Here is a 21843-nt window from a genome sequence, read left to right on the forward strand (position 1 = left end):
AGTATGTATGAAGGAAGAGTATTATGATGAATTATTAGGTGTTCGTACGAGTGAGTTGCAGATGGGGTTTCACCGGTCTTTTAATTATCATCGGTACGAGCCGACTCCGTATCAGGCATTGGATGAATTATTCCGACATTATAGATTGAATAGCAGCGATCGTGTGGTCGATTTCGGTTGTGGGAAAGGACGATTGAATTTCTTAATTCACCACCTATTTCAATCTACCGTTGTTGGCATTGAAATGAATGAAGAGTTTTATGAAGAAGCCGTGGCGAACCGGAAAAGCTATTTAAAAAAAGCAAAAGCCAAACGTGAAAATCTCTACTTTTATCACTGCCTGGCAGAAGAGTATAGGATCCATCCAAAGGATAACCGATTTTACTTTTTCAATCCGTTCTCTGTTCAAATTTTCATGAGGATCATCAATAACATCCTCTTTTCAGTGGAACAATCACCACGTGATATCGAGATCGTGTTGTATTATAGCTCGGATGATTATGTGCATTATTTAGAAGATCACCCCCTTTTTGTCTTGCGGAAAGAAGTGAACTTGTCAGGGGATTATGAAAAGAATGAGTATGAGCGATTTTTGGTGTACGGTTTGATGTATTGAATGGGGTGTCTCCTGACTAGCTTTGGGAGGGCACCTTTTTTTTAGGGCAAAGCCAATATTTTTGATTTATCCGCTTTCATATCGGAGAATAGTACATGGCATGTGAAAAGGAAAAGGAGGCGGTTGGAGAATGAGAATACTAGTTGTTGGTGCAGGTGCCGTTGGTGGCTACTTCGGAGGTAGATTGGTAGAAAAGGGTGAGGATGTTACGTTTCTCGTCCGTGAGCGAAGAGAGCAGCAGCTGAAAGAGCATGGATTGCTTATTGAAAGTGTACATGGTGATTTTCACTGCGAGCCGAAAACGCTGAGATCAGAAGAAAAAGCAGAGCCCTTTGACGCCATTATCCTTTCAACCAAGGCTTATCATCTCAAGGGAGCTATCGAGAGTATTCACTCCTTTGTAGGTGAAAATACGATGATCCTTCCACTTTTAAACGGGATGTCACACGTAGGCGACCTTATAGAAGCATTCGGGGAAGAAAGAGTGATTGGCGGTTTATGCTTTGTGGAGTCGACGCTTGATGAAACAGGGAAGGTCATTCAATCGAGTCCCATTCATGATCTCGTTTTTGGAGAAAGAAGTGGTGAGCGAACGGATAGAATTGTGAAGCTAGATGAGGCCTTTTCAGGAACGAAGGCAAACTTTCGATTATCCGACACCATCGAACAGGATATGTGGCATAAGTATTTATTTATCACCACTCTTTCAGGTGTAACATCCTTATTCCGGGCACCGATTGGACCGATTCGGGAAATAGGTGAGGGTGCAGATAGGATCAAAGGAGTCCTTTATGAAGCCGCAGCGGTTATGAGAAGCTTGAAAGCACCACTTGCTGAGAAAATAGAAGAAGCTCAATACGATAAAATCAATCAAATGGGCTACAGTATGAAATCATCCTTACAGCGGGATATGGAAAAAAATCTCTCCGTAGAAGCGGATCATTTATACGGATATTTATTGAAGGCTGCTGAAGCACAGGGGATTGAAGCAAGAGAGTTGCGTTTGATTTATGGGAATTTGAAGATTTATGAGACAGCGAGTAAATAAAGATGATAGACATCTGATGCCTGTTATAAGGTGTTGGATGTTTTTTTTTGTGAAATGGAGTTGGTTTTATGGAAGGCAGTTGTTAAATAAATGCTGAAAATCAGCAGCTGAATCCAATCCCTCAGCTGCCAATCTATACAAGCTCATTGCACCATCCCCTTATTTATGAAAAGAAGGACTCATATTCCTCGACGGGACCACCTTATATAATCGCTGAAGAACCACCATGGAAACAACCGTGACTACTACGTCCAGCGGCAGATACGCAACCATCCATCCCCAGGCAACCGTGTAACTGAATCCGTCCGGTGCTTCTGCCCAAAATGTTAGGGCAAGGTACATGAAATTCGTTCCGATTATGTAATTTAACAATAGGGCGAGGATTCCTGCAATGAGATATCCTCCAAATGTACGCTTCCTTTCCAAAACGATTCCCACGGCGAACGCAACCACGATAAAGGATAGAATAAATCCAAAGGTAGGACTGAATAAACTTGAAGGTCCTCCTTTAAATTGTGCAAACACCGGTGCCCCTACTAATCCCAGAGCTAAATAAACCGTCATCGCCTTCGCGCCCACGCGGCTTCCAAGCACTCCTCCGGCAATGATGGCAAACACCAATTGAAGGGTGACCGGAACTCCTCCGATCATTAAAAACGGAGACACATTCGCTCCTACTGCCATTAATGCCGCAAAAAGACCACATAAGACCATCTCTCTAGTTTTTCCCATTTCCATTTTCTCCTCCTTAAAACTGTGGTATGATTGTTATTATCTTAAATGTTAACCTATTTGTAAATAAGGTTGACATAAAAGGAGGGAAATGATGAAAGGGTTTTTCATCACCGGCACAGATACGGATATCGGAAAAACGATAACAACTGGATTGTTAACAAAGTACTTCTTGGAAAAGGGCATTGATGCGTTCCCCTATAAGCCCGTACAAAGTGGAGCTGTCTTGAAAAAAGGTAGACTAGTAGCCCCTGATACTGAATTTTATGAAGAGGTCACCAATCGTTCTTTTGGAAAAGATGCGAATACATATGTATTAAAAACGCCAAGCTCTCCTCATCTGGCAGCTGCAATAGACGGTGTTTCGATTGAATTGAAGCCAATTTTAGAACAAGTGGAGAAGTTACAAGGCATTCACGAACTTTTACTGATTGAAGGAGCGGGAGGACTGATTGTCCCGTTAAACGAAGAAGCAACCATTCTTGATTTAATCGAACGAGTGTCACTGCCTGTCATTCTTGTCGCGCGGGCTGGACTTGGCACAATTAATCATACGGTACTATCTGTGATGGCATTGAAACAGCGGAGTATTAAAATCGCAGGCATCATCCTGAATCAGACATCCATAGATGAAATGGAGGAGATCGAGCGGGACAACAAACGAATGATTGAAACATTAACCGGTGTAAAGGTAATCGGTGTACTGCCAAACATATCACAGGATTCTTTTGAAACTGTCGATGTAGCGGAATTATTCAAGAATTGGAAACTAGAAGAGTCAGAGGAGGATATACAGAGTGAATCAATTACAGCTTATTGAAAAAAGCAGTCAATATATGTGGCTTCCGTTTACACAGATGAAAGATTATGATGAGAACCCGTTGGTGATTGAAAGCGGGGAAGGGGTTTATCTTCGGGACATCTGCGGGAACGAATATCTTGATGGTTATTCTTCCCTTTGGCTAAATGTCCATGGCCATCGCAATGAGGAAATCAATCAAGCGATTAAGGATCAGCTCGATAAAATCGCTCACTCTACTCTTCTCGGTGCCACCAATGTTCCATCAATTTTGTTAGCCGAGAAGCTGGTCCAACTTTCCCCGGAGAGATTAGCGAGAGTCTTCTACTCAGACAGCGGTGCAACCTCTGTTGAGATTGCCATTAAAATGGCTTATCAATACTGGCAAAATAAAGGGAAACCGGAAAAGCAGAAGTTTATCACTCTCCAAAATGCGTACCATGGAGATACAGTCGGTGCGATCAGCGTCGGGAAGGTGGACATTTTTCACAGAGTCTACAAATCCCTTATGTTTGAATCACTCGTTGCTCCGTTCCCGGACGTCGTTCATCATCCAGATTTAGTAGATGAGGAAGAGATTCGAGATCGTGCACTCGAAGAGCTGGAAGGTATTTTGAAAGAGAACCACCATGAGATTGCCGGGATGACAGTGGAGTCGTTGATACAGGGTGCTGGTGGTATGAATATTATGCCGAAGGGCTACTTTAAAGGCGTCGAAAAGCTTTGCCGGAAATATGAGGTGCTTCTCATTGTCGATGAAGTGGCAACAGGCTTCGGCCGTACAGGAAAAATGTTCGCTGTCGAGCATGAACAGGTCCAGCCGGACATCATGACTGTGGCAAAAGGGATCACCGGAGGATACCTCCCGATTGCAGCAACCCTTACCACAGAAGCAATCTATGAAGCTTTCTATGATGATTACACGTCATTGAAAACCTTCTTCCACGGCCATTCCTATACAGGGAATCAGCTCGGCTGTGCTGCGGCATTGGCGAATCTGGAGATCTATGAAAGAGAAAATCTGATTGAAAAAGTTCAAGAGAAAGCGGGAATCATTGAAACCTTATTAGTTCCATTAAAGGACCATCCCCATGTAAGCAGCATTAGACAGCTAGGGATGATCTGCGGCATTGAGTTGGTACAGGATAAAGCCAGTAAAGAGCCGTTCCTATGGGAAGACAGAGTCGGCTACCGTACCACCATAAAGATGCGTGAACTGGGCATGCTGACCCGGCCGATCGGAGACACCATCGTCTTCATGCCACCACTCGCCACAACCGAAGAAGAGCTCGAGAAAATGGTACGAATTATGGAAGAAGCAATATGCATCACAACGAAGAAAGCAGTTGGGGTTTAGGGACGGACCTTCAACCACCCAGCACTGCTAATCAAAACGGTAGAGAAAGTAGAGAGAGGGACGGACCTTGGATGGGGTTCGTCCCTTTATTGTTTGATAGGGTGGTAGTTTAGCAGGTGAAAAAACGCTGGAAATTAACAGGAGGAATATAGATGGAATCCAACAGTCAAAATAATGTGATTTGTAAGGGGTGCAAAAAAGCGAGAATGTACAGGGTACAAAACCCCTGAATTGTACCGGGTACACACCAAAATATCCACCTCTCAACAACAAAAAAGGAAACCATTCTCCCACCAAAACGTATATATCAATATCCATCACTTAGTTTCAAAGGAGGTCTCAAAATGAGCAAAACAATCTGGATGAGCGCACCAATAGTCCTCATCGCTGCCATATCTATCTGGCTTACATCAAACGCCACTAATGCCCTTACCCTATTAGCTGCCTATGGTATCATCCTATCCTTTCTCGTCTACTTTTCATTCTTCAAAATCAAAAAGTGAAAAAAGGAGGGACGGACCTCCAATCACCCCACCCAAAACCAAAACATTGATTTAACGGGATTTGAGTAAATGAGGAGGTCCGTCCCTCTCACTGAATTGCTTCCAATAAAAAGTCTACGATGTGGATTGCTCGCATTTTATTGGATAGGCCTTCTCGTTCGATGCCGAGTTTCATTTGGAGGAGGCAGCCCGGGTTTGATGTGATGATGGTGGTTGCCTGGGTTTGTTCGACGTTGTCCATTTTGTGATCGAGGATCTTCATGGACATTTCGGATTCGACGATGTTGTAGATCCCGGCTGAACCACAACAGTGATCGGCTTGTTTCATCTCAACGTAATCAGCACCTTCCACTGATTGCAGGAGAAGTCTTGGTTCCACAAATGTCCGCTGAACGTTTCGCAAGTGACATGAATCCTGATACGTGATTCGTTGAGGGGAAACGTTCAATTTCTTTTTATGAAACTCTAATTCTACAAGAATGGAGGAGATGTCTTTGATTTTATTTTTAAATTGAACCGCACGATCTTTCCAATCGGGATCATCCTTCAGTAAGTGATCATAGTCGACGAGAAAGGCTCCGCATCCTCCGGCATTGGTGATAATGTAATCGACTCCTGATTCTTCAAATGCGGCAATGTTTCGCTTTGCCAAATCCTTTGCCGAGTCCTTTTCACCGCTATGGCCATGCAAGGCTCCGCAGCAGGTTTGCGTTTTTGGAATCACGATGTCACAGCCTGCCAGCTGCAATAGTTTCGTAGTGGCATTATTTGTTTCCAGAAACATCGTATCCATTAAACAGCCAGAGAAGAAAGCGACTTTTTTACGAACGTCCCCAATCGAGGAAAGAGACGTTGGGCGCTCCTTCATGTCTTTCAGCTTTGGAACTTGAGGAAGTACGCGCTCCATTGTCGCCATGCTTTCCGGAAATAGTTTCATAACACCCGTAGTGTGTACCGCCTTCTGCAGTCCTGAGCGTTGGTAGATTCCGAGAAGGTTCGTGACCATTCTCATTCTGTCCGGGTGTGGGAATAATCCTTCAAAAACGGTTCTTCTAAGAACCCGTACAGGAAGGGAGTGCTTTTTATTTTGATTGATGATATCGCGTGCTTCTTCTAAAAGGTGACCGTAGTTCACTCCGGAAGGACAAACGGGTTCACAGGCTCTGCAGCCTAAGCATAGATCCAATGTTCGTTCAACTTCTTCATCGGGTTCGATGACGCCATCCACCACTGCCTTCATTAAGGCGATTCGACCGCGCGGTGAATGGGATTCTTTAAATCCTGATTCTATATACGTAGGACAGGAAGGGAGACAGAATCCGCATCTCATGCAATTCAATAATTCATCTTCATCCATTCGGTCTTTAAATTCCTGCTGTATCTTTTGTTTTTCTAAAAGGGTTGTCATCTTGAAATCACCACACGTTTTCTTGATTCTTTAGCGAATACTTTATTCGGATTCATTATGTTAGTTGGATCGAATGATTGCTTGATCATTTTCATGGCTGCAATGCCTTCAGGTCCAAGTTTCCATTCGAGATAAGGGGCTTTCATCATGCCGACTCCGTGTTCTCCGGTAATGGTTCCACCCAATTCAATGGCATGAGCAAAGATTTCTTCAAAGGCCGCTTCGACGCGCTCCATTTCATCATGGTCCCGGGCATCAGTCGCAACCGTCGGGTGAAGATTTCCGTCCCCGGCATGGCCAAAGGTACAAATCTTCAACTCATAGCGATCGGAAATATCATTGATCGCTTTCACCATCTTGGCGATTTCCGAGCGGGGAACCGTCGCGTCCTCTAATATCGTCGTCGGTTTAAGACGTGCCAGTGCCGATAGGGCAGAACGGCGGGCGGTACGAAGGGCATCTGCTTCTATCTCCGTTTTGGCTAATTGAACAGATACAGCGTTGTTCTGCAAACAAACTTCCTCCATTCGGTTCATATCACGTGCAACCACTTCCGGAGGACCGTCCTGTTCGATCAAGAGCACCGCTTTTACATCGGTTGGCAAGCCGATTTTGGCGAAATCCTCGACCACCTCAAGTGTAGGCTGATCTAAAAATTCAAGGGTAGTCGGAATGATACGATTGGCGATAATGCTGGAAACGCTTTGGGCAGCTGCTTCGATATCCTGATAAAGGGCCAGCATCGTCTGCTTCGTTTCGGGCATGGGAACCAACTTTAATGTCGCTTCTGTGATGACGCAAAGTGTTCCTTCAGATCCGACAAAAAGGCGGGTCAAATCATAGCCGGCTACGTCTTTCGCAAGTTTCCCCCCGGTACGGATGATGTCTCCATTGGGGAGGACGGCTTCCAATGCCAGCACATAATCGCGGGTTACGCCATATTTCAGCCCTCTCAAACCACCGGAGTTCTCATTGATGTTCCCACCGATCGTTGAGATTTTCATGGAGCTTGGGTCAGGAGGATAGAAAAGACCCTTTGCTTCTACTGTATGAATGAGATCCAGGGTCACAACACCCGGCTGGACCGTCACTGTTAAATTCTCTTCATCGACTTCCAGGATCTTGTTCATATGGGTGAATAAGAGTACAAGTCCGCCTTCTGTAGGGCAGGTACCTGCGCAGAGATTCGTTCCGGACCCTCTAGGGACGATGGGAATACGGTGCTCATTGCAGACTTTTACGACTTCTGATACTTCCCCTGTCGAACGGGGGACGATGACCGCGTCAGGCATGGATTGGTAATTAGGAGTTGCATCATAGGAATAGACAAGCTTTTCTGCGGGTGTATCCCGGTAATTTTCTTCGCCGACGATTTCGATGAAACGTTTTTTTATTTCTGGAGTGATCATACTAAATTCCACCTTTATTAACATGTTTTTCATATCTTGTATAAAAAGAGTAAAGAGACGATACCTGACGATGGGTCAAGGTCCGTCCCTCATAATAGCTTATTTAATTGCTGCTTTCATGGCTGATCGCAGGTGGCCGTTGTGAAGTGTGAGAAGGTCGTAGACTTCTTTTTCTTCGAGGCCTGTCAGAAGCGATAGGATGGCAGGTTTGACGCTGCCGAATGTTTCAAGGGCTTCGGTTGCTTCCTGTTCGGAGACGTCCGCTGCTTCCATGATGATGTTTCGCGCTCTGACTTTCAGTTTTGCGTTTGAAGGCATCACGTCGACCATTAAGTTGCTGTATACCTTGCCCAGTTTGATCATGGATGCGGTAGTGAGCATATTCAAAATCAATTTTTGGGCTGTTCCGGCTTTCATGCGCGTCGATCCTGTGACGACTTCCGGACCGACTTCTGCGACGATCGAGTGGTCGGCTACATCACACATCGGGGATTGAGGTGAGCACACAACAGACGCGGTTACAGCCCCTCTTGATTTTGCTTCCTTTAAAGCTCCGATCGTATAAGGCGTCCGTCCGCTTGCGGCGATACCAACCACGACATCATTTGCGCCAACTTCACGAATCGCGATTTCGTTGCGGCCGCCCTCTTCATCATCCTCGGCGCCTTCTAAGGGAAACTGGATGGCTCTTTCACCACCCGCGATGATTCCGATCACCTGGCCGGGATTTGTGCTAAAGGTAGGCGGGCATTCCGATGCGTCTAGGATGCCCAGGCGTCCGCTTGTGCCTGCACCTACATAAAGAAGACGGCCGCCATTTTTCAACCTCGCTACGATGGAATCGACCACACGTGATACTACTGGGATGGTTTTTTCCACGGCGTATGCAACGGTTTGATCTTCTTCGTTGATTCTTTCTAAAATCTTCTCCGTGCTCAATGTATCTATGTTTAATGTTTGAGGATTTCTCGTTTCAGTCAGGATCTTATGAAGGTCCATATTCTATAGTACCTGCCTTTCAATTTGTGAATACGGGACGGGGAGTGATGGACCCCAGTATGACGGGTTTACCTGCTCCGGTTGCTCCTGGGACGTTGCCCGGATTTCCGTGAAGCGTTTCGTTCGCCAGGAGGGCAAAGGCGATTGCTTCCTTGGCATCGGAAGAATAGCCGATATCTTCCTGGATCTGAATGTCTAACTGGGGAAGAAGCTCCCTCATCATACAGAGAAGTGACCCATTGTAGCTTCCGCCGCCGCCAATGATGACTTCGTTAATAGGGTGTTTTGGAAGAACGAATTTTTCATAGGCATCCGAAATCGTCAGAGCTGTGAAGTAGGTTGCTGTCGCAATCAAGTCTTCTTTCGAAAGATCACCAAACTCTTCGAGGATGCGATTCACGAATACATCTCCAAACAGCTCGCGACCCGTTGACTTTGGAGGGTCTTTAAGGAAGAAATCCTTCTCCCATTCCATCCATTTCTGTGCGACGTCTTTCTGGACCGTCCCTTTCGCAGCAATCGCTCCATCCTCATCAAAAGAGAGGCCGAATAGTCGCTCGCATAATCCATCTATGACCATATTTCCAGGACCGGTATCAAATGCGAATACTTCTTGAAGAGTGCAATCTTTAGGAAGTACAGTCACATTTCCGATGCCGCCGATATTCTGAAGCAGTCTTCCTTTGTCTATTTTCCGGTAAAGAAGGTATTCAGTATAAGGTACAAGTGGGGCCCCTTCACCGCCGGCCGCCATATCCATGGAGCGGAAATTGGAGACGACTCTAGTATTTGTACGATACGCAATCACGCTCGGCTCCCCGATTTGAAGAGTGGAAGGAACCGAATTTTCGGTATGGAAGGGCTGGTGATAGACCGTTTGCCCATGTGATCCGATAAAGTCTAAAGCCTCTAATGAAACGCCAGCCTCTGAACACACCTTCAACACAGCATCGGCATAAACGTCTCCAAGCTCAAAATGCAAGCTGGAAAGGAGGGGGGTGGACGATTCTGTGACACTCATCACGTCGTAGATTTTCTTTTTTACGTGTGGAGGGAATGGAGCCGTCGAATAATGAACGAGCTCCACCTTTGTATCCGTGCCGCTGCCTTCAATTGAAACAAGGGCAGCATCCACCCCATCCACAGATGTACCGGACATTAACCCGACAGCTAAACGCTTACTCATATGACATCCTTCCTTCCCTGATGGCTTCTGTCACATTGACTGCCCCGGTGGCAGGGGAGGTTGAATCGACGATATAGGAAGCGTCTGGAAATCGCTCTGAAATACTTTCTTTAAAAATGGATTGCACCACCACATTATGTTCAAGGACACTTCCTTTTAAGGCGATAACCGGTTTCGAAGAGATCTGCAGTTTCTCCAATAAGGCAATCGTCTGTCGAGCAAGCTGCTCCCCGGCTATCTTAAGTAAAAGAAAGGCCTCTTCATTACCAGCCTCAGCTTGCTTGTGAACCGCCTTCGCCAGCTTGGCAATTTCACCTTTGGCAGAAGAATAGATAAACCCTTTTAACCCTTTCCCATCACTCGCTCCGATTTCGTTTAAAATGGCACGGGAGAAAGGGGAAAGTGGTTTACCGGAATCCATCTCCATGGAAACCTGTTTACAGGCTTCCATGGCTATATGATACGCACTGCCTTCGTCACCAAGAAGATGTCCCCATCCGCCGGTGGTTCCTTCCTGTTTCCCGTTTCGTCCATAACAAATCGAACCGGTTCCCGCAATGGTCATCACCCCGTTCTGATTTCCGATTAAACTGAAATAGGCGAGGGTGGCATCATTCAATACGATAATAGGCAGGGAAGTCATCCTTTGTAACTCCTTCTTGATTCGATGAGCCAGATTACCGGACTCGGCACCTGCCATTCCGATTACAATATGGGACACCTCTTCAGAAGAAGTGTGGTCCAAGCATTGTTGAATCACGGATGAGAGGTTGGTCAGTGCCTCTTCAAAGGAAACCGTTGGATTGCCGTGTCCGGATAAACTTTGAAACAGGATGTTCTTCTCTGAATCAAGAACGAGTCCTTGTATTTTCGTCCCGCCTGCATCGATTCCTATCACTCTAGTCATCTAAAGAAACCTCCACATTACTTGGTTTGAAAAGCAAATTTACCCCAAGGCTTCAGGTAATCCAATAAGAAGATCTCTTCTTCGCGGATACGCCCCACCACATTGGTTTTGCCTGAGTTCTCCATATCTTGAAGCGCGATTTGAAGTTCTCCTGCATACTGGGCATATAGGTCGTTTTCAATAACAATGTCTCCGCGTTTGATGTCTACCGTATTATGGGGAGCGAATTCTCTTCCACGATATTTCACGCGGCTTTGAGTCGAGCGGATCAAGTAGTCAGATACGTCACCACGATAGAAATGCGGTTCTTCAAAGATAATCGTCTTTTCTAAGTCAGTGGTCGTCTCATGGGTTTCGACTGTAAAGGTCAGCTTCGATGTGTTCAGTTCACTAAGCAGCTGCATTTCACGTTCTGATGCATAAGCGTTACTGATAATGACGTCATCAATTAACCCTGTTGCAAAAAGATGCTTCGCCTGGACATCGATCGGAAGGTTCCTGTGCATTTCTAATGTAGGCAATCCTTCCGTGACCGGCCAAGGACCGAATGTTGCATCGGAAGAAGAGACAAACGCAGCCGTTCTCATCCCGAAGTCTTTAAACTTTTTACTGCATTCAATAAAGAATGGATAGGATAAACCGGAGTAGCGGTGCGGATAGAAGTTATGACATCCAAGCAATTGATCCTTATTCGGTTGATACGTCATGATGTTATCGATGTATTTCGTTGCATTACTCATGTTGAGTTCAATTTTCAAATCATAAGGGTTGTACGACATCATCGATTCTTCATGCCCTGTATACCCGAGATCTAGGCGGATACCGTGAGCCCCGAGATCGGCAAAAAAGGATAAATCATCATACGAGATGTTCAGTTCTTTGAAAATACGGGGACTGATGTCAGCGATGACTTCCATATTTTTTTCACGTGCAAACTTAATCGTTTCTTTAAAGTTCGAGATGATTCCATCTTTGTCACCTTCTACTGATAGTAAGCAGGTGAACACTCGCTTAAAACCGTAAGACGCAGCCAGAGCCAGATATTCTTTATCCTTTTCAGTAGTTGAATGGTTTGGGTAAATTGAAACTCCGAGTCTTTTACTCATTGGTAAGCCTCCTTAAAATTAATTGTTTTCAAGTTTATCTATTCTTTTTAATAAGGGTATCATTTGTTCAATTAACGAGATCTCACTGATAGAGGTCATCAAATGGTCCTGGGCATGAATCATCAGAAGTGATTTTTCAAAATCTTCTCCATTGATTTCTGCCTGAATGAGACTCGTTTGCGTTTTGTGAGCTTTGTTCAGCTCTTCATGGGCTGTTTTCAACATCTCTTCAGCTTCCGCAAACTTACCTTCATGTGCCTTTGCCAGTGCTTCATATGCGGTGCTTTTTGCATTCCCGCCGTTTGATATAATTTCAAATATCTCCATTTCTACGTTGCGTACCTCTGCCATTGTGTACTCCTCCTCATTCCTGTTTAGAACTAGTTTCTACTAGAGTAGTAAAATAAAAGTTTAAATATTTTAAAATAATATTGAAATTTAATTTCATTATCGCATATAATCATATTAAACTGAAAGCCTTTTCAAGACAATCATTTTTTTTGGAGGTGACTATGACAGAATTTCAAGTACTAAAACACATCAAAAGTCAGATGGAGAACTACACCCCGTCTGAAATTGCGGTTGCTCAATATGTGATCGAGTTTCCTGACAAAGTAATGGAAATGACGACAAAGCAACTCTCACAATCATGCGGGAGCAGTGAAGCAGCCATCATCCGATTCTGCAAACGAATCGGAATCAATAGTTTCAGCGGATTGAAGATCGAACTGGCCAAAAGCACAAATATTGAAGAAACAATGAGTCATGACATCAATACACTCCTCCATTTTGAAGACAATCTTGAAACCGTCTTCAGCAAAGTACTGGTGAACACCTATCAAGCGATCAAGAACACGGAAAAGCTTTTTTCCATAGATGATCTGGATCGGGCTGTGAACGCGTTCCATAAAGCTGAACGGGTATACCTGTATGGAGTAGGAGGTTCAGCTGTAGTAGCGGAAGACTTTACGCAAAAGCTATTACGACTGAACTATCTGGCATTTCAAGCTAGTGATATTCACGTGCAGATGATGATGGCTGCCAATTTAACGGAAAGAGATGTCCTATTCGTCGTTTCGACTTCAGGGCAGACGAAGGAAATATTAAAGCTGATGAACGTCGCCCAAGAAAAAGGGGCTACAATCGTTCTATTGACACAGCATGGGAAATCACCGGCGAGGAAGCTCGCTGATATCGTCTTAACGATTTCCGAGGAAGAACACAACATCCGAATCGGGACCATGACGGCAAGAATTGCTCAACTCGTCGTGATTGATGCTTTATTCGTCGCTTTATGCATGAAAAAAGGACATGGCGTCTATGAGCAAATTATTCATACACATGAAGTAGTACAAAGAATGAAAGAGGAGGAAGAGTAGAAATGAGAGTATTATTCGTATGTTCCGGTGGAATGTCCAGCGCAATTGTAGTGAATGCACTGAAAAAAGAAGGGGACAAGGCAGGTATTGAGATGGAAGTCCATGCAATCGGAACCGGTGAGGTATCTGAGGAGATCTCCAAGGGGTGGGATGTTTGTATGGTGGCACCACAGATCAGACACCGTTTTGATCAAGTGAAGAAAGCCGCTGATGAAGCGAATGTTCCGTGTGGTCCGATTCCTCCACAAGCGTACACGCCACTTGGCGGCCCGACTTTACTGAAAACAGTAAAAGAATTAACCAACTAATTTAATAGGAAACAAGGGGGTAAAAACATGCAAAAGTTTGTGAATTTTTTAGAGAATAACTTGTCAGGTCCAATGGCCCGACTCTCTGAACAAAGGCATTTGCAAGCAATTCGGGATGGGGTTATTTCAGCACTGCCATTTATTATCGTAGGTTCATTTTTCCTGATCTTAGCTTTTCCACCGCTTCCTGATGGCGGAATATTCGGAGACATCAAGCAGTGGGCTGCAGACAACATCGTCGAAATCCTGATTCCATACCGACTGACCATGTTTATCATGTCACTCTATATAGCCTTCGGGATAGGGTACAACCTCTCGAAAAGCTATAATCTGGATCCATTATCCGGTGCCCAAATTTCAGTAGCAGCACTTCTATTAACAATTACACCGAAAGTAATGGACGGGGAAGGATGGGTTCTGCCGATGACCAACCTTGGTGGTCATGGATTATTCGTCGCCATGGTCGTCTCGATCTTTGCAGTTGAAATTTTGAGGTTCTGTAAAACGAAGAACATTACGATTAAAATGCCTGAGCAAGTACCGGCATCTGTATCACGAAGCTTCGAAGCACTTATTCCTGTAGCGATTGTCATTCTACTGGTTTCTGCCGTAACCGTATTAGCCGGAATAGATTTACATCATTTGATCGGTGTAGCTGTTGCTCCATTAGTTACAGCCGGTGACAGTATATTCGGTGTATTGATTCCGGTATTCTTAATTACATTCTTCTGGTCATTCGGTATCCACGGGGTGTCTGTAGTAGGAACGGTGGCCCGTCCATTATGGGAAGTGTTCCTTGTAAACAACGCAGATGCGGTTGCAAACGGAGAAGCAATCCCGCACATCGCACCAGAAACATTCTACCAATGGTTCATCTGGATCGGTGGTTCAGGAGCAACTCTCGGACTAGTTCTGGCCATGGTCTTCTTCTCGCGCTCGAAATACCTGAAAGCGTTAGGAAGAACAAGTATTGTACCAGGCATTTTCAATATCAATGAGCCTATCATCTTCGGTGCTCCAATCGTATTGAATCCGATTCTGATCATTCCATTTATTACGATCCCTCTGATCACTGGTACTTTGTCATATGTGGCAACGTCTATTGGCCTGGTATCGCCAACTTATATCATGCCACCTTGGACACTGCCGGCACCAATCGGAGCGTACCTCGCAACGGGTGGTGACTGGAGAGCCATCGTCATGGTTCTTATCAATATCGCAATCTCGTTCGCTATCTATTTCCCATTCTTCAAGATGTATGACAAGAAGATGGCGAAGATGGAAGAAAGCGATCAACAAGCGGCGTAATAGAAAAGCGGAGGCGGCTCGATCAGCTCCGACACCGGAAAGGCGTTCTTTGCCTTTTTGGTGGGCTGGACTTATGACCTCGAGGGGCTAGCCGCCGGAGCTGGACAAGAGAAAAGCGGAGGGACTTTGCCTAGAGGCGACAAGCATAAGCTAAGCCGTCAAGAAGGTTGCACTTCACCCTTCTTGGCGGAATAGCTTATGACCTCGAGCCTCTAAGCCCCGTAGCTGGACAGGTAGAAAAGCGGAGGGAACAGCCGCTGTAGCTGGACAAATACAAAAGCGGAGGCGGCTTTTCCCTCTCCACATAAGCATTCATATCAAAAAACAGAAGTGGGGGTCCTAGGATTCCCACTTCTTCATTAGCATTAGGAGTGATTCAAATGACAGAAACGGTTGTCCCAAAGCGAATCGGTTTTAGAAGTGTGTTTGTTCTTCTAATCTCCGTATCTATTGGACTATTACTTCTTTCCAAGCCTTTGATGAGTGCGGGACTCGCAAAGGATTGGAGCGTATTTTTAGCAACGGGGATTTCGGCATCGGTTGGACTCTCATATGTTCTCTTGAAAATTGAAGGTCCTGTTGAAAATGCCTCCGTTAAAAAGAAGCGCGTTTTATTAGCAGTGGTTGTCAGTTTCTTAATAAGCTTTATTTTGGCGTTTGTTGCCAAGTAATCTCGAGGAGGCATTCACAATGAAAAACGGAATCAAGATCGTTACGATCGGCGGGGGCTCAAGCTATACTCCCGAGTTTGTGGAAGGATTGATCAAGCGTTATGATGAGCTTCCAGTGAGTGAGCTGTGGCTTGTAGATATTGAAGCTGGGAAAAATAAGCTCGACATCGTCGGGAATTTGGCGAAGAGAATGGTAGAAAAAGCTGGGGTGCCCATGGAGATTCATCTTACGCTGGACCGGAAAGAGGCATTGATAGATGCTGATTTTGTCACGACTCAAATGCGAGTCGGACAACTAAAGGCGAGAATCCAAGATGAGAGGCTTCCGATCAAGTACGGGATGATCGGCCAGGAAACGAATGGTGCCGGGGGATTGTTCAAGGGAATGAGGACGATCCCGGTTCTATTGGAAATCGCAGATGAAATGCAGCAGCTCTGCCCTGACGCCTGGTTGATCAACTTCACCAATCCTGCAGGCATGGTGACAGAGGCTTTGCTGCGCTACGGGTCACATCCTAAAGTCGTTGGCGTATGTAATCTTCCCATTAATACGAGAATGACATTGGCCAAGCTTCTTGACGTGGAGGTAGAACGACTGCATATCGACTTCGCCGGATTGAATCATATGGTGTACGGATTGGACGTTTTGGTGGACGGTGAGTCAGTTTTAGAGGATGTACTGGAAATCATGAGCAATCCTGACAAGCAGGTCAGCATGAGGAATATTGCGCCGCTCCCATGGGAACCGGAGTTCATCAAGAGTCTGGGAATCATTCCATGTCCTTATCACCGATATTTTTATAAAACGAGTGATATTTTAGAAAAGCAGTTAGAGGAATTCAAGACGGGGACCACCAGGGCAGAAGTGGTTCAGCAATTAGAAAATGAGCTTTTCGAACTTTACAAGGATGAAAACCTTGATATCAAGCCTCCACAGCTTGAACAAAGGGGAGGCGCTTATTACAGCGATGCGGCATGTAATCTCATCTCATCGATTTATAATGATCGCGGTGACATTCAAACGCTGAATGTCCAGAACGACGGAGCGATCAGTGATTTACCACGGGAATCTGCTGTGGAAGTGAATTGCGTCGTTACGAAGTCTGGTCCTAAGCCGATTGCGGTTGGTGAGCTGCCGGTGGCTGTGAGTGGACTTGTTCATCAAATTAAATCCTTTGAACGGGTTGCTGCGGAAGCATCGGTTACAGGGTCCTATGAAAAAGCATTGCTTGCCATGACGATCAATCCGTTGGTGACGAGTGATGTGAAGGCTAAGCAGCTGCTGGATGAAATGCTTGAGGTGCATAAAGAGTATTTACCGCAGTTTCGTGAGCGATTTACACATAGTTAAGGTTGGGAAGTGTCTCAAATATTGATTTGGGGCACTTTTTGCGTGGATTGGCGAGGAGAATGGGGGTAGGAAGTGGTTTTGGTTAAGATATTATCGAGTTTGAGCTGTTTATTATCGACTTTTCGGATATATTATCGAGTTTGGCATGTTTATTATAGACTTTTCAAATATATCATCGACTTTACCCATTATATTATCGATATTCGATAAATAAGCGATGCCCAAGCGGGTCCGATTCCAGTTTATTTTCAAAAGAACCCAGTTTATTTTCAAATTCTCAGATTTATTTTCAAAAACACCCAACTTATTTTCAAATTTCCAGATTTATTTTCAAAACGCCTCAACTCAACCCACCCCCTCACCAAGTTCGACCACAATCCCCACATCTTTCTTCCGGACGAGCATACCATGATAGAAAGAACGCTTATCCGAAAGGAAACGTCCGCCTATGATTCCAGTTAAAACAAAAGTAGCAGCCTCCTTATATGCCACGATGTCAATCAGCTTTTGGGGCATATCATTTGTATCAACGAAAGCAGTGTTGGACACCCTTGATCCTTATACGCTGCTCGTTCTTCGGTTTGCGATTGGAGCGCTGTTTCTTCTCATGATTTTACTCTTAAAAAGATATCGACTCACCATTCCGCTAAAGTTTATTCCTCATCTGATCGTGCTGGGGGTACTTGGCGTCTTCATTCATCAAGTGATCCAGGCGACGGCCCTCCTTACAATCGATGCATCATCAGCAGGCTGGATGATTTCTTTTTCTCCCGTGTTCACCGTAATCCTCTCCATGATTTTTTTACATGAAAAAATGACGGTTCCTAAAGCACTGGGCATGATTATAGCGATTACAGGTGTGCTGATGGTAACGACAGCGAGGAGCGGGCAGTCCATCGGATTTGCTGTCAATATCGGTTATATCCTGATGATTCTCAGTACATTAAACTGGGCCATCTATTCTGTGTTGCTGAAAAAACTTCGTATCGAGCTGCCATCCCTCGTCATCACCTTTTATATGAGTCTACTTGGTTTCAGCTTAACCATCCCTTTTCTCATCCGAAACCGGGGCTGGGAAGGCATTTCTCTTTTGTCAAATGTGGAATGGGCCCACTTAATGTTCCTCGGTATGTTTGTGTCGGGAATCGCTTATTGGTACTGGGCGAAAGCATTGGAGGTATTGGATGCGTCAAAGGTTTCGATGTTTCTGTATTTAGAGCCCGTCACCACACTCATTGCGGCGATCCTTCTCCTGCATGAGAAGATTTTCTTCATAAGCATCATGGGTGGAGTCATAATTATAATAGGAGTTGTGATTGTAAACGGCCAGATGATTTCTGTTTTCCAGCGGTTGCTTGGGAGGAAAAGATAACACAGGGAGGAATCGCGGTGACCTTAAGGGAACGCATAAAGAATAGATTAGATGAATTGACAACCCCTTCCACGAAAGAACTTAAAGAAGTCTTGCAGTCTCTAAACGTAAGTCTCGATGATTTACAGCCATACTTACAGTCTGCGGATGGAAAACCCTATTATCGAAAGCTCCTTTATCAAAATGAAGTAGCAGAGCTTCTCGTGATGAATTGGTCCGACATGGAATGTGCTCCACATGATCACGGGGACTCAAAGGGATGGATTCAAGTCATGAACGGGACTTCAGTCAATACAATCTTTGAAGTAAAAGAAAACCAGCTTCCACAGGAGATATTTGATCGCGAATATAGGAAAGGTTCTTTCTTTTTTGCACCCAAAAAGGGTGTTCATAAAATGAAGAAGGGGAGTGGGGAAGAGCTGGTGACCCTCCATCTCTATTCGCCGCCTATTCAGGGTATGATGGTGTACGACCTGGGAAAATGTGCTGCCTGTGTTGTTTCTGAAGAATGCGGGGCATGGTGGCCGGATCATATAAAGCAGAAAGTGAAGGAAATTCAATTAAAATGAAAAAAGCGTTCCTCCATTATGGGGGAACGCTTCTTTCAATGATTATTGTACTCTCACTGTTTTCGCATCCTTACTTTCTACCCCTGTCGGAGAAACAGACGTAACTCCATAAGTGTACATTCCACCTTCTTGAGCTGAAGTATCTTCATACGTTGTTAGCTTTCCTTGAGAATAAACGACATCTACAATATTAGCCGGATTCTCGTAATCTCCTTCTTTCACGCCATCAAAGCGATAGATGACATATTTTCTGGCATCGGAGTGATGTTTATCATCGATGGTTAAAGTTACATGATCTTCATGTTTGTCTGCTTTCACCGTGTTCGGTTTCTTTGGAAGCGTTTCATTGTTCCAAGGAGTGGCAGGGGTTAAAGCAGGCTCTGTGTAAACCTCGTTACGTAAAATATCTGCGTAACCAAGTGGGTTTTCAAAGATTTGTCTTAGAGAGAAATGCATTTGTCCAAGGGCGGTTCCGTTATCACGGTTGTCCATGATTTGCTCTGGCAGCTCATAAGGATTGAACCATTCCTGGTCAAAATTGTCTCCCACTTTATAGTCGGCCGTCCCTATATAAAGATTAACAGGATGGTTGTACGCATACTCATTCACTTCCTGACTCCACCAATCCAATAGAACGGAGTAGTTAGCAACAGCCAGTTTTCTAGACCAATAGATTTGAGGGGTAATATAATCGATGCTTCCATCCTTGATCCATTGACGGGTGTCTGCATACAAGTCGTCATAATTCGTTTGTCCTGCCTGTGTGTCGCTTCCTGTAGGATCATCAGCGATATTTCTCCATACACCAAATGGGGAGATACCAAACTGGACCCATTCTTTAATGTCTTTGATGGATGAATTGATGTCAGCTACAAGAACATCTACGTTATTTCGTCTCCAGTCTTCAATATCGTCAAACGAACTTCCATATTTCTCGTATGTATCTTGATCTGGGAAGATTTCTCCTGCAATGCGGTAAGGATAGAAATAATCGTCCATGTGAACGGCTTCAATGTTGTAATTGCTCACTAATTCTTCAACCGTATCAATCAGGTATTCCTGTACTTCAGGTATACCCGGGTCCAAATAATACTGCTTGCCATATTTCACTACCCATTCTGGATGCAGCTTAGCTACATTGTCATCAGCAAGTGACTCGATCGTTTGATTTGGCATCGTAATTCGATAAGGGTTCACCCATGCATGAACCTCGATTCCGCGCTTATGAGATTCATCGATCATGATCTGTAGTGGATCATATCCCGGATCGGTTCCTTGTTTGTCACCTGTAATGTACTGGGACCAAGGAGCCAGTTCAGAAGGATAGAAGGCATCTACAGTAGGTTTCACCTGATAGATGATGGTATTAAATTTCAACTCTTTTAGCTCGTCAAGGGTCTCTGTCACCCAATCCGTATACTCCTCTTGGTCCATTCCAGCTTTCACATCAATGTTTTGAACCGTGGCAATCCATGCTGCGCGCATTTCATGTTTAGGCGCATGAGTTTCCGAAGCTTTTGCTTTTCCTGTAGAAAAAGGAAGGGCTAGCGAGAACAACAAGGCGGCCATGATCATGTACTTCACTGCTTTCATCAACAAATTCCCCGCTTTCATTAACAGGTTTCCCATTAAAAGAAACCGTTTTCATTTTATTGAAATAATACTTCACAAAATAAAATAAAAACATGAAATATTATTTCTATTTTCATTATAAGGTGTTGGTTTCTTATGGTATATAGTACCAACGAGGTAAAAAAACTGAATATTCTATCGGTAATCAGTAAGATTTGACTAGTTAAATAGTTCTAAAAACGAAAGAAAGGGAAAGAATGGATACAGAATGTTTCGAACCATCGGGTTGATGTGGTGGTAATATAAGAGTTTGAAGGGCTTCGATTCATTAAGCACTCCATTCACAAAGCAGGGTTGAGAGATCTTTTGATAGAAAGGGATTGACCATGTGGTGCACCACATAGTTTATGATTTAGGTGTGAGGTGGAAAGAATGTACAAGGTGAGCGAGTTTTCCAAGATGACAGGACTGAGTAAGGAAACACTGCGTTACTACGCAGAGATAAAATTGCTCGAACCTGTGTATATCGATCCTGCAAACAACTATCGCTATTATGATAATGGATCCTATCTAGTGGGACGATTATTGGTCTACTTAAGGAGATTTAACTTTTCCATACAAGAAATGTTAACCGTCGTAAATGATGAATCCTTTGAGAATTTGGAACAATTGATACGTGCGAAGAAACGGGATTTAGAAGCGGAGATAGAGCGCATACAAACAGTGATTGCAGAAATGGATGATTTCTTCGAGATGGGAATAGGAGAGGATATGAATGATTAAATGGCATGAAGAACGGATCATTCCAGTCAATATTGAAACGATATGGCATTTGTTTGAGATTGAGAACATTCAACGAATCATGCCGAACGTCGTTGAAAACAAGGTACTGGAGCAAAAGAAAGGCGTGGTAGGGTCCACCTACCAACAGAAATACAAAGAGGGGAAAAGAATCGAGACGTATATTGTAGAAGACCTCGAGTACGAGAACACCCCCGAGAAAAAACACAATAAAATTGGCTTCACACTTGCAAAAGCCTTTGAAATCGAAGCTGAATTCACCCTCCACAAAATAGACGACAAACAAACCAGATTCATCTATAAAGGCGAAAACAGAGGACTGAACTTCCTCGGAAAAGTCTTATTAAAACTTGGCGGAGAAAAAAACAACAACAAAGTCGTCACCGATTTCATGGACCGTGTTGAAAGTGAAGCATTGAAAGAAGCGAATAAGTAGTGAAGA

General features: G+C 44.4%; 23 protein-coding genes. 14 read left to right on the top strand and 9 right to left on the bottom strand.

What is annotated here, in order from left to right; all coding sequences use genetic code 11:
- Positions 1-7: 7 nt before the first annotated feature.
- Positions 8-616, top strand: coding sequence for a methyltransferase (locus tag AAEM60_RS06145; protein ID WP_341357676.1), 609 nt, complete (start codon positions 8-10; stop codon positions 614-616).
- Positions 617-746: 130 nt separating this feature from the next.
- Positions 747-1664: a ketopantoate reductase family protein gene (locus tag AAEM60_RS06150; RefSeq protein ID WP_299744789.1), complete on the top strand. Its 918-nt coding sequence runs from the start codon at positions 747-749 to the stop codon at positions 1662-1664.
- A gap of 159 nt (positions 1665-1823) precedes the next feature.
- Here AAEM60_RS06150 and AAEM60_RS06155 read toward each other — a convergent pair whose 3' ends face one another.
- Positions 1824-2402, bottom strand: coding sequence for a biotin transporter BioY (locus tag AAEM60_RS06155; protein ID WP_299744792.1), 579 nt, complete (start codon positions 2400-2402; stop codon positions 1824-1826).
- Positions 2403-2487: 85 nt separating this feature from the next.
- Between AAEM60_RS06155 and bioD the strand changes: the two genes are divergently transcribed.
- The 3 genes from bioD (at position 2488) to AAEM60_RS06170 (ending at position 5055) form a co-directional block, all read left to right on the top strand.
- Complete coding sequence (gene bioD / locus AAEM60_RS06160) at positions 2488-3216, top strand: dethiobiotin synthase (RefSeq protein ID WP_299744795.1); 729 nt, start codon at positions 2488-2490, stop codon at positions 3214-3216.
- Between the two features lie 16 nt (positions 3217-3232).
- Positions 3233-4552, top strand: coding sequence for an adenosylmethionine--8-amino-7-oxononanoate transaminase (gene bioA, locus AAEM60_RS06165; RefSeq protein ID WP_299745139.1), 1320 nt, complete (start codon positions 3233-3235; stop codon positions 4550-4552).
- A gap of 344 nt (positions 4553-4896) precedes the next feature.
- On the top strand, positions 4897-5055 hold the full coding sequence (locus AAEM60_RS06170) for a hypothetical protein (protein WP_341357677.1): 159 nt from the start codon (positions 4897-4899) through the stop codon (positions 5053-5055).
- 88 nt (positions 5056-5143) lie between these two features.
- Here the strand turns inward: AAEM60_RS06170 and AAEM60_RS06175 are convergent, their stop codons facing one another.
- From AAEM60_RS06175 to AAEM60_RS06205, 7 genes are all read right to left on the bottom strand, one after another.
- Positions 5144-6463 (bottom strand): (Fe-S)-binding protein, encoded by a 1320-nt coding sequence (locus tag AAEM60_RS06175; RefSeq protein ID WP_299744798.1) that lies wholly within the window; start codon positions 6461-6463, stop codon positions 5144-5146.
- A complete protein-coding gene (gene glcD, locus AAEM60_RS06180) occupies positions 6460-7872 on the bottom strand; it encodes a glycolate oxidase subunit GlcD (RefSeq protein WP_299744801.1) in 1413 nt (470 codons plus the stop codon). The genes AAEM60_RS06175 and glcD overlap by 4 nt, the downstream gene beginning before the upstream one ends.
- A gap of 99 nt (positions 7873-7971) precedes the next feature.
- Positions 7972-8871 (bottom strand): N-acetylmuramic acid 6-phosphate etherase, encoded by a 900-nt coding sequence (gene murQ / locus AAEM60_RS06185; RefSeq protein ID WP_299744804.1) that lies wholly within the window; start codon positions 8869-8871, stop codon positions 7972-7974.
- Between the two features lie 19 nt (positions 8872-8890).
- Complete coding sequence (gene anmK, locus AAEM60_RS06190; RefSeq protein ID WP_341357678.1) at positions 8891-10057, bottom strand: anhydro-N-acetylmuramic acid kinase AnmK; 1167 nt, start codon at positions 10055-10057, stop codon at positions 8891-8893.
- A complete protein-coding gene (locus AAEM60_RS06195) occupies positions 10050-10964 on the bottom strand; it encodes a BadF/BadG/BcrA/BcrD ATPase family protein (RefSeq protein WP_341357679.1) in 915 nt (304 codons plus the stop codon). The genes anmK and AAEM60_RS06195 overlap by 8 nt, the downstream gene beginning before the upstream one ends.
- 17 nt (positions 10965-10981) lie before the next feature.
- The gene (locus tag AAEM60_RS06200) at positions 10982-12070 is read right to left on the bottom strand and encodes a MupG family TIM beta-alpha barrel fold protein (RefSeq protein WP_341357680.1); all 1089 of its coding nucleotides are present in this window, start codon (positions 12068-12070) and stop codon (positions 10982-10984) included.
- 18 nt (positions 12071-12088) lie between these two features.
- A complete protein-coding gene (locus tag AAEM60_RS06205) occupies positions 12089-12421 on the bottom strand; it encodes a PTS lactose/cellobiose transporter subunit IIA (RefSeq protein WP_299744814.1) in 333 nt (110 codons plus the stop codon).
- Positions 12422-12582: 161 nt separating this feature from the next.
- Between AAEM60_RS06205 and AAEM60_RS06210 the strand changes: the two genes are divergently transcribed.
- From AAEM60_RS06210 to AAEM60_RS06240, 7 genes are all read left to right on the top strand, one after another.
- Positions 12583-13449: a MurR/RpiR family transcriptional regulator gene (locus tag AAEM60_RS06210; protein WP_341357681.1), complete on the top strand. Its 867-nt coding sequence runs from the start codon at positions 12583-12585 to the stop codon at positions 13447-13449.
- A 2-nt stretch (positions 13450-13451) separates the two neighbouring features.
- Positions 13452-13757, top strand: coding sequence for a PTS sugar transporter subunit IIB (locus AAEM60_RS06215; protein ID WP_044339788.1), 306 nt, complete (start codon positions 13452-13454; stop codon positions 13755-13757).
- A gap of 27 nt (positions 13758-13784) precedes the next feature.
- On the top strand, positions 13785-15065 hold the full coding sequence (locus tag AAEM60_RS06220; RefSeq protein ID WP_299744822.1) for a PTS sugar transporter subunit IIC: 1281 nt from the start codon (positions 13785-13787) through the stop codon (positions 15063-15065).
- A 380-nt stretch (positions 15066-15445) separates the two neighbouring features.
- Complete coding sequence (locus tag AAEM60_RS06225; protein ID WP_341357682.1) at positions 15446-15736, top strand: hypothetical protein; 291 nt, start codon at positions 15446-15448, stop codon at positions 15734-15736.
- Positions 15737-15755: 19 nt separating this feature from the next.
- On the top strand, positions 15756-17087 hold the full coding sequence (locus tag AAEM60_RS06230) for a 6-phospho-beta-glucosidase (protein WP_341357683.1): 1332 nt from the start codon (positions 15756-15758) through the stop codon (positions 17085-17087).
- 448 nt (positions 17088-17535) lie between these two features.
- A complete protein-coding gene (locus AAEM60_RS06235) occupies positions 17536-18459 on the top strand; it encodes a DMT family transporter (RefSeq protein ID WP_299744830.1) in 924 nt (307 codons plus the stop codon).
- Positions 18460-18476: 17 nt separating this feature from the next.
- Complete coding sequence (locus tag AAEM60_RS06240; RefSeq protein ID WP_299744833.1) at positions 18477-19028, top strand: cysteine dioxygenase family protein; 552 nt, start codon at positions 18477-18479, stop codon at positions 19026-19028.
- A gap of 42 nt (positions 19029-19070) precedes the next feature.
- Here AAEM60_RS06240 and AAEM60_RS06245 read toward each other — a convergent pair whose 3' ends face one another.
- Positions 19071-20621, bottom strand: a complete 1551-nt coding sequence (locus tag AAEM60_RS06245) for a family 10 glycosylhydrolase (RefSeq protein WP_341357684.1) — start codon at positions 20619-20621, stop codon at positions 19071-19073.
- Between the two features lie 411 nt (positions 20622-21032).
- On the opposite strand from AAEM60_RS06245, the gene AAEM60_RS06250 reads away from it, so the two are divergent.
- Together AAEM60_RS06250 and AAEM60_RS06255 are read left to right on the top strand one after the other, a co-directional pair.
- Complete coding sequence (locus AAEM60_RS06250; protein WP_299744838.1) at positions 21033-21383, top strand: MerR family DNA-binding transcriptional regulator; 351 nt, start codon at positions 21033-21035, stop codon at positions 21381-21383.
- Complete coding sequence (locus AAEM60_RS06255; RefSeq protein WP_341357685.1) at positions 21376-21837, top strand: SRPBCC family protein; 462 nt, start codon at positions 21376-21378, stop codon at positions 21835-21837. Before AAEM60_RS06250 ends, AAEM60_RS06255 begins: the two co-directional genes overlap by 8 nt.
- Positions 21838-21843: the final 6 nt, after the last annotated feature.

Origin of the sequence: Rossellomorea sp. y25 (genome assembly GCF_038049935.1) — a bacterium.
GTDB lineage: Bacteria > Bacillota > Bacilli > Bacillales > Bacillaceae_B > Rossellomorea.